The sequence below is a fragment of the Treponema vincentii F0403 genome, from assembly GCF_000412995.1.
In the GTDB taxonomy this organism is placed as follows: Bacteria; Spirochaetota; Spirochaetia; order Treponematales; family Treponemataceae; genus Treponema; species Treponema vincentii.
Genome location: NZ_KE332512.1, coordinates 1745917 through 1753603, shown reverse-complemented (window position 1 = coordinate 1753603; position 7687 = coordinate 1745917). Strand labels below are relative to the sequence as shown.

General features: G+C 41.2%; 9 protein-coding genes. All 9 read left to right on the top strand.

The features are described 5' to 3' along the window. The coding region (locus tag HMPREF1222_RS07910; RefSeq protein ID WP_196799928.1) for a restriction endonuclease subunit S at nt 1-622 on the top strand (622 nt) is incomplete at its 5' end. Nucleotides 623-707: 85 nt separating this feature from the next. Then, the gene (locus HMPREF1222_RS07905; RefSeq protein ID WP_016518970.1) at nt 708-1019 is read left to right on the top strand and encodes a BrnT family toxin; all 312 of its coding nucleotides are present in this window, start codon (nt 708-710) and stop codon (nt 1017-1019) included. Beyond that, nucleotides 988-1257: a BrnA antitoxin family protein gene (locus HMPREF1222_RS07900; protein WP_016518969.1), complete on the top strand. Its 270-nt coding sequence runs from the start codon at nt 988-990 to the stop codon at nt 1255-1257. The genes HMPREF1222_RS07905 and HMPREF1222_RS07900 overlap by 32 nt, the downstream gene beginning before the upstream one ends. A 123-nt stretch (nt 1258-1380) precedes the next feature. Beyond that, entirely contained in the window at nt 1381-2364 is a 984-nt protein-coding gene (gene xerA, locus HMPREF1222_RS07895) for a site-specific tyrosine recombinase/integron integrase (protein ID WP_016518968.1), read from the top strand. A gap of 25 nt (nt 2365-2389) precedes the next feature. After that, nucleotides 2390-2986 carry a restriction endonuclease subunit S gene (locus tag HMPREF1222_RS07890; protein WP_016518967.1) on the top strand — a complete coding sequence of 199 codons (597 nt, stop codon included), beginning with the start codon at nt 2390-2392 and terminating at the stop codon, nt 2984-2986. A 74-nt stretch (nt 2987-3060) separates the two neighbouring features. Further along, nucleotides 3061-3654: a restriction endonuclease subunit S gene (locus HMPREF1222_RS07885; protein WP_016518966.1), complete on the top strand. Its 594-nt coding sequence runs from the start codon at nt 3061-3063 to the stop codon at nt 3652-3654. A 110-nt stretch (nt 3655-3764) separates the two neighbouring features. After that, nucleotides 3765-4076 (top strand): type II toxin-antitoxin system RelB/DinJ family antitoxin, encoded by a 312-nt coding sequence (locus tag HMPREF1222_RS07880; RefSeq protein ID WP_016518965.1) that lies wholly within the window; start codon nt 3765-3767, stop codon nt 4074-4076. A gap of 1 nt (nt 4077) precedes the next feature. Continuing rightward, a complete protein-coding gene (locus HMPREF1222_RS07875; RefSeq protein WP_016518964.1) occupies nt 4078-4500 on the top strand; it encodes a PIN domain-containing protein in 423 nt (140 codons plus the stop codon). 60 nt (nt 4501-4560) lie between these two features. Beyond that, the gene (locus HMPREF1222_RS07870; protein ID WP_016518963.1) at nt 4561-7680 is read left to right on the top strand and encodes a type I restriction endonuclease subunit R; all 3120 of its coding nucleotides are present in this window, start codon (nt 4561-4563) and stop codon (nt 7678-7680) included. The last annotated feature ends 7 nt before the right edge of the window (nt 7681-7687 follow it).

The following is a 7687-nucleotide window of genomic DNA, read 5'->3' as shown; positions in this document are numbered from 1 at the left end:
GATAAATACTAATTTAGAGCAGCAAGCGCAGGCAATTTTTAAGTCGTGGTTTATTGATTTTGAGCCGTTCGGCGGCACAATGCCGGATGATTGGATAGAATATCGGTTAGGAGACTTTTTACCGGTGATAACGGGAAAGAAAAACGCGAATACTGCATCAGAAAAAGGACGTTATCCGTTTTTTAGCTGCTCGCATGCTATTAGTTGGACAGATGAATATTCATTTGATGCAAATGCTATTCTTGTAGCAGGCAACGGTGATTTTAATGTTAAGTGGTACAATGGAAAATTTGAAGCATATCAACGTACATACGTGCTAATACCAACAATTTCAAAATATGCAAGTTGGTTGTACTATGCTGTGAAATTTCATCTGTCTGAAATTACAAAAGCTGCACGAGGTTCTGTAATTAGCTTTATTACAAAAGGAAATCTTGAAGATTTCCAATTAATTGCTCCTAAAGAACTTAATCATTTTGCTCTCATAGATCAATTTGCAGCTATCAATACTACTATCGATAATAATATAAAAGAAATATATAACCTTTCCGCCCTTCGCGACACGCTCCTGCCAAAACTGATGTCCGGAGAGATCGATGTGTCAAAGATAGAGATAGATTAATGTGTCTTATTATACATTGATAATAAATCAAAAAAATAATTGACGAATTGTATATACAGAATGTATAATAATGATAGGTAGATACATGGGTGAAACAGTTATACACGGTCGGTTTGAATGGGACAAAGAAAAAGAGATGTTGAACATGAAAAAACACGGTATTTCTTTTGAAGAAATCCTGCCGATGTTTGATGATCCTCTTTTTTGGGAACGGGAAGATTTTATTCATTCAAGTTTAGATGAAATACGATATATTGGAACTGCTAAAGTCAACGGATTTGCAGTTATAGTTTCCAGTTATACGGAGCGGGAACGCATAAGGATTATATCCGCCCGCGCTTCGACAAAAGAAGAGGAAAGATTCTATGAACAATGGTGCAAACAGTTTTACAACTAAAAGAATTGAAGAATTACGTAAAAATATCGATTTTACGGATATTCCGGAACTTACGGAAAAGGACTTTTCAGAAGGACACTTAAAAAATTGGAAACCGTTAAAAAAACCGGTATCCTTTAGAATAGACTTGGATAATTTGGCATGGCTGCAAAGTTCCGGCGTGAAAGGCTATCAAAAACGCATGAACGAAGTTATCCGCTGGGCACGGCAAAACGGCTGTCCCGTTAATCAATTATAGCAGAAATCGATCATTCAGCCTTGAATTAAGCAGCTCAATCAGCCGATAAATTCTGATTTAGCGTAGCGATAGCGGCTGCTCCTCGCTATTTTACCGATACCATAGGTAGAGAGGAGATATGCAATGAAACAAAATCTGGTAAATGATGTTATGCAGGCTATGTTGCCATACTTAAATAACGATCAGCTTGAAAAACTGCAAAAGGTAATGCAATATGTTCTTTTCCAGTATGAAATAACAAAAACAGAAAAAAATTCGGAGGATTCTGCACTTAATTTAGTGGATTTATTTTTATCTGCGAAGAGGATTGAAGGCTGTTCGGAAAAATCGTTAAAATACTACCAGACTACCATTCAATCGATGCTTTCTGCGGTAAAAAAAGATGTAAAACAGATTGAAACGGAGGATATACGCACGTATCTTACAGACTATCAGCAGCAAAAAAAGTCCTGTAGAGTTACCATTGATAATATCCGCCGGATATTATCAAGTTTTTTCTCGTGGCTTGAAGATGAAGATCATATTCTAAAAAGTCCGGTACGGCGAATCCATAAAGTAAAAGCGGTAACGAACATAAAAGAAACGTATTCTGATGAAGTTTTAGAAATGATGCGGGATAACTGCACCGAACCGCGCGATTTGGCAATAATAGACATGCTTGCGTCAACCGGCATGAGAGTAGGAGAAATGGTGCTTCTTAATAGGAATGATATAGATTTTAACGAACGAGAATGTGTTGTATTCGGCAAAGGGAATAAAGAACGCGTGGTATATTTTGATGCGCGGACAAAGATTCACTTAAAAAATTACCTTAGGAGTAGAACAGATGAAAATCCTGCTCTTTTTGTCTCCCTTAAATCGCCATATAATAGAATGAATATCGGCGGTATTGAAACCTGTTTGCGCCGGTTAGGCAAACAGTTAGGACTGCAGCGGGTTCATCCCCATAAGTTCAGAAGAACATTGGCAACCATGGCAATTGATAAGGGGATGCCCATCGAACAGCTGCAGCAGCTTTTAGGACATAAACGTATCGATACCACATTACAGTACGCGATGGTCAAACAAAGCAATGTAAAAATTGCCCATCGCAAATATATTGGATAAGAAATGATTTTGCTGAGGAATAAATATGGAAAACTGGAGAGAATGTAAATTAGAAGATATTATTGAATTTAATCCTAAAGAAACCATACAAAAAGGCTCTATCGCTAAGAAAATAGAAATGTCCCAACTTATTCCTTTTTGTAGAGATGTTATAGGATATACAAAAGAAATTTTTTATAGCGGAACAAAATTTCGTAACGGTGATACAATCATGGCAAGAATTACGCCATGTTTGGAAAATGGTAAAACAGCCAAAATTTCTTTATTAAATGATAATGAAATCGGATTTGGCTCTACAGAATATATTATTTTAAGGGCTAAAAAAGAAATATCCGATGCTGATTATATTTACTATTTAGCGACGAGTTCCTTCGTTAGGGAATGCGCAATAAAATCAATGGTTGGCTCTTCCGGACGACAAAGAGTACAACTTGATGTTGTGAAAAATCTTGAAATATCCTGTCCATCATACACCGAACAGCAAAAAATTGCCAAATTGTTAAGACTTCTTGACGATGAAATCGAGCTGAAACGGCAGATAAATACTAATTTACTGTTGTTGTTTTTGCTTCTTTTTGTTTGTTGTTTTTTCTTTTGGTGCAGCTACTTTTTTAGCCGATAAATACTAATTTAGAGCAGCAAGCGCAGGCAATTTTTAAGTCGTGGTTTATTGATTTTGAGCCGTTCGGCGGCACAATGCCGGATGATTGGCAAAAAGCTTGTTTGCTTGATATTGCTGATTATACGAATGGACTTGCAATGCAAAAATATCGGCCAACCAGTCATGAGCAAGGAATTTTTGTTATGAAAATAAAAGAACTTCGTCAAGGATTTTGCGATAGCAGCAGTGAATTATGTTCAAATACTGTAGATCCTTTTTATTTAATACATAATGGCGATGTTATTTTTTCTTGGTCTGGAAGTTTATTAGTCGATTTCTGGTGCGGAGGTCTATGTGGATTGAATCAGCATCTTTTCAAAGTAACTTCTAACGAATATGCTAAATGGTTTTATTATTGTTGGACAAAATTTCATTTGCATCACTTTATTACTGAAGCCGCAGATAAAGCAACCACAATGGGACATATCAAACGAGAAAATTTAGCAAAAGCAGAAGTTGTTATTCCTACAAAACAAGTATATTTAACAGTAGGGGACTTACTTGGTCAAATATATAATTTAATGATAGCTAACCGTATTGAAATCAACGCTCTTTCCACCCTTCGCGATACGCTCCTACCAAAGCTTACGTCCGGAGAGATCGATGTGTCAAAGATAGAGCTGGGGTAATTTATTCTCAAACAATTTGAAAGCCTTTTGCGAATATAAGTATTAAGTCATTACAATGTACTTGCAGAAAGAATGTTTTGTATGATAATATTAGCTACAGGAGACTTTGTATGGCAAGTACCTTGGTTCAAATTCGGGTGGACGAAAAGCTGAAAGATGATGCTGCCGCAGTTTATGAGCACCTGGGCTTAGACTTATCGACAGCGGTGCGTATTTTTTTTAAGCGGAGTGTTGTGGAAAACGGCATTCCGTTCAGCATGAAGTTGGGCAATACCGAGCAGCATGCTCTGAAACGACAAATCCGACCGGATGTAATGTCGGCGATGCAGGCAATGACTCAAAGCGCTGCGGTAAACGGTGTTTCCGACATGAGTCTCGAAGCAATTAATAGCGAAATCGATGCAGTACGCAAAGGGCAATGATATGCCTTTATATGCCGTTATCGATACTAATGTGCTTGTTTCTGCATTTTTGAAAGAAAATTCTATCCCCCATTATGTTATTAATGCTATGTATGCAGGTACTATTATCCCCGTTTATAATGCGGAAATCATTGCCGAATACACTGCTGTGCTGCACCGGCCAAAATTTTGCTTTCCTCCGGCAGCGGTTGATATTGTCGTAAATGAGATACAAGAGATAGGGTTAAAATTTAACGGTATACCGGTTAAAGAGCCGATGCCTGATCCGAAAGACATTGTTTTTTATGCAGTTACGCTCCATGCTCGGGAGCAGTTTGAAGCCTTTTTAATTACCGGCAATATAAAGCACTTTCCGACCGAACCGTTTGTCGTAACACCGCATAAGATTTTAGATATATTGGATCAATCAGCCGATAAATTCTGATTTAGCGTAGCGATAGCGGAAATTAAACCGTCTATTTCAAAAGGAGAGATAGAAAGCACTATGGGTGGATATACCGAAACCGATTATGAACATTCTTTAATTGAGCTTTTTACGGAAACGTTGGGCTATGAGCATGTATACGGACCGGATATCGAGCGGGATTTTCATAGCCCTTTGTATCATACGGTTTTAGAGGATGCGCTGTATCGACTCAATGCCGGTCTGCCCCGAGAAGCGATTCAGGAAGCGCTTTCTGCATTGCAGCGTTTTGAAAATGCTGAGCTGCTGCAAAAGAATGAGCTTTTTATGGATTACTTACAAAACGGCATCAATGTACGGTATTTTGATAACGGCAAGCAGCAATCGACCATCGTATATCTTGCCGACTATAAAAATCCTTCTCTCAATTCTTTTATCATTGCCAATCAATGGACATATATCGAAAACAGCACCAAACGTCCGGATATGCTCCTTTTTTTGAACGGCTTACCCGTTGTACTGATAGAACTAAAGTCTCCATCCCGCGAAGAAACCGACGCTTCCGAAGCATACCGGCAAATCCGCAACTATATGGCGGAAATTCCTTCTTTGTTTATCTATAATGCGATCTGCGTAATGAGTGATCAATTCACCTCAAAAGCAGGCACGATAACATCAGGGGAAGACCGCTTTATGGAGTGGAAAACAAAGGACGGTAGCTACGAAAATACCCAATATGCGCAATTCGACACGTTTTTTGAAGGGATGTTTAAAAAAGAACGGCTTTTGGACATCATCAAAAATTTTATCTGCTTTTCTCATGAAGGATTGGATGTCTTTAAAATCCTTGCGGGCTACCATCAGTATTTTGCCGTGCGGAAAGCGATTATTTCGACGCAAAAGGCGGTCAAAACGGATGGGAAAGCCGGGGTGTTTTGGCATACGCAGGGCAGTGGAAAGTCCCTCTCGATGGTCTTTTATGCTCACTTGCTGCAGCAGGTATTGCAAAGCCCAACCATTGTAGTAATTACGGATCGGAACGATCTTGATAATCAGCTCTATGGTCAGTTTGCGAAATGTAAAGCTTTTTTGCGGCAGGAACCGGTACAGGCAACAAGCAGGCAGGACTTAAAACGGCTGCTTGCAGGGAGGCAGGCTAACGGCATCTTTTTTACCACGATGCAAAAGTTTGAAGAATCTGCCGAACCGCTCTCGGAACGCCGAAATATCATTGTAATGGCAGATGAAGCGCACCGCAGCCAATACGGTCTGAGCGAAAAGATCAAAATGACAAAAAACGAAGCAGGGGAAGCTATTGCTAAGCGGGTTATCGGCACGGCGCGTATCATCCGCAACAGTCTTCCCAATGCAAGCTACATCGGCTTTACCGGTACGCCGATCTCCGCTGCCGACCGCAGTACCCGCGAAGTATTCGGCGACTATATCGATATTTACGATATGACGCAGGCTGTTGAAGACGGTGCAACACGCCCGGTGTATTACGAAAGCCGAGTGATTAAGCTCAAGCTCGATCAAGAAACCTTACAGCTCATCGATGCGGAATATGATGCGGCTGCACAGCGGACTGATGAATATGTGATCGAAAAAAGCAAGCACGAACTTGCTAGGATGGAAGCATTGCTCGGAAGCGATGAGGCTATCGACTCGCTCGTGCGCGATATTATCGAACACTACGAAGGCAACCGAGCCTGTCTTCTTACCGGTAAAGCGATGGTCGTCGCGTACTCCCGTTCTATTGCGATGAAGATTTATCGTAAAATGCTGGAGCTGCGCCCGATATGGACTGAAACCGTGGCCGTTGTAATGACTTCTACTAATGACGACGATGAATCATGGCGGAGTATTATCGGAAATAAGCGCCGGCGCGATGCACTTGCAACAAAATTCAAGGATAATACAAGCCCGCTCAAGATTGCGATTGTCGTCGATATGTGGCTGACCGGTTTTGACATACCGTCCCTTGCAACCATGTATGTGTACAAGCCTATGGCAGGGCATAATCTGATGCAGGCAATTGCCCGTGTCAACCGTGTGTTTCAGGACAAAGAAGGAGGACTGGTAGTCGATTACATCGGGATTATGCGAGCACTCAAGCAGGCAATGAACGACTATACGAACCGCGACAAAAAGAATTACGGCGACACCGATATTCTCTCTGCTGCCCGGCCGACCTTCCTTGAAAAACTTTCTATTTGCCGTGATCTCTTACACGGGTATGACTATGAAAAATTTAAGACGGGCAGCGATCTTGAACGGGCAAAGACAATAAGCGGTGCAGTGAACTTTCTTATGGCACGCGGAAAAGAAAAGGCAAAAGAAGCTTTTATGAAAGAATCATTTTTGCTCCGTCAAGCGCTTTCTCTCTGCTCTTCTACTATTGCCGAATCATTACGCTTTGAATCAGCCTTTTTTGAAGCGGTGCGTGTCTTTTTAGTAAGATTAAGCTATACCGGAGGTGGCCGCCGTCTTTCGCTGCCCGAACTAAACTGCCGCATCAACGAGCTTTTAACGCAGAGCATTAAAAGCAGCGGTGTGGTTAACCTTTTTTCGGACATCTCACAGGCATTTTCCCTCTTTTCTCCGGGCTTTTTGGAAGATATTGCGAATATGAAGGAGCGTAACCTTGCCGTAGAGTTGCTAAAACGGCTGCTTGCCGAACAGGTTGCTATCTATAAGGGACGCAATTTTGTAAAATCCGAAAAATTCAGTAAGATGCTGCAGCAAACCGTGAATGCATACTTGAACGGAATGCTGACCAATGAAGAAGTTATTGCCGAAATGCTCAAACTTGCCCGTCAGATTACCGCTGCCGAACAGGAAGGCAAGCAGCTGGGCTTGAACGCCGAAGAATCCGCTTTTTATGATGCGCTTACCAAGCCGGGAGCAATTAAAGACTTTTACGAAAACGACGAACTGATCGCCATTACCAAAGAACTGACCGAAGCGCTGCGGAAGAATAAAAACATCGATTGGCAGCTGCGGGAAAGTGCACGGGCGCACATGCGGATGCTTATCAAAAAACTCTTAAAAAAACATAAGTACCCGCCGGAAGGCATGGAAGATGCCGTACAAACCGTTATGACCCAATGCGAACTATGGACTGATAACCTGATGATGGCGGAACAACCGTATACCGGCGAATCTCTTGCCGCGGAGCCGAGTTCTTCATATATGCCGTAATGCCGGA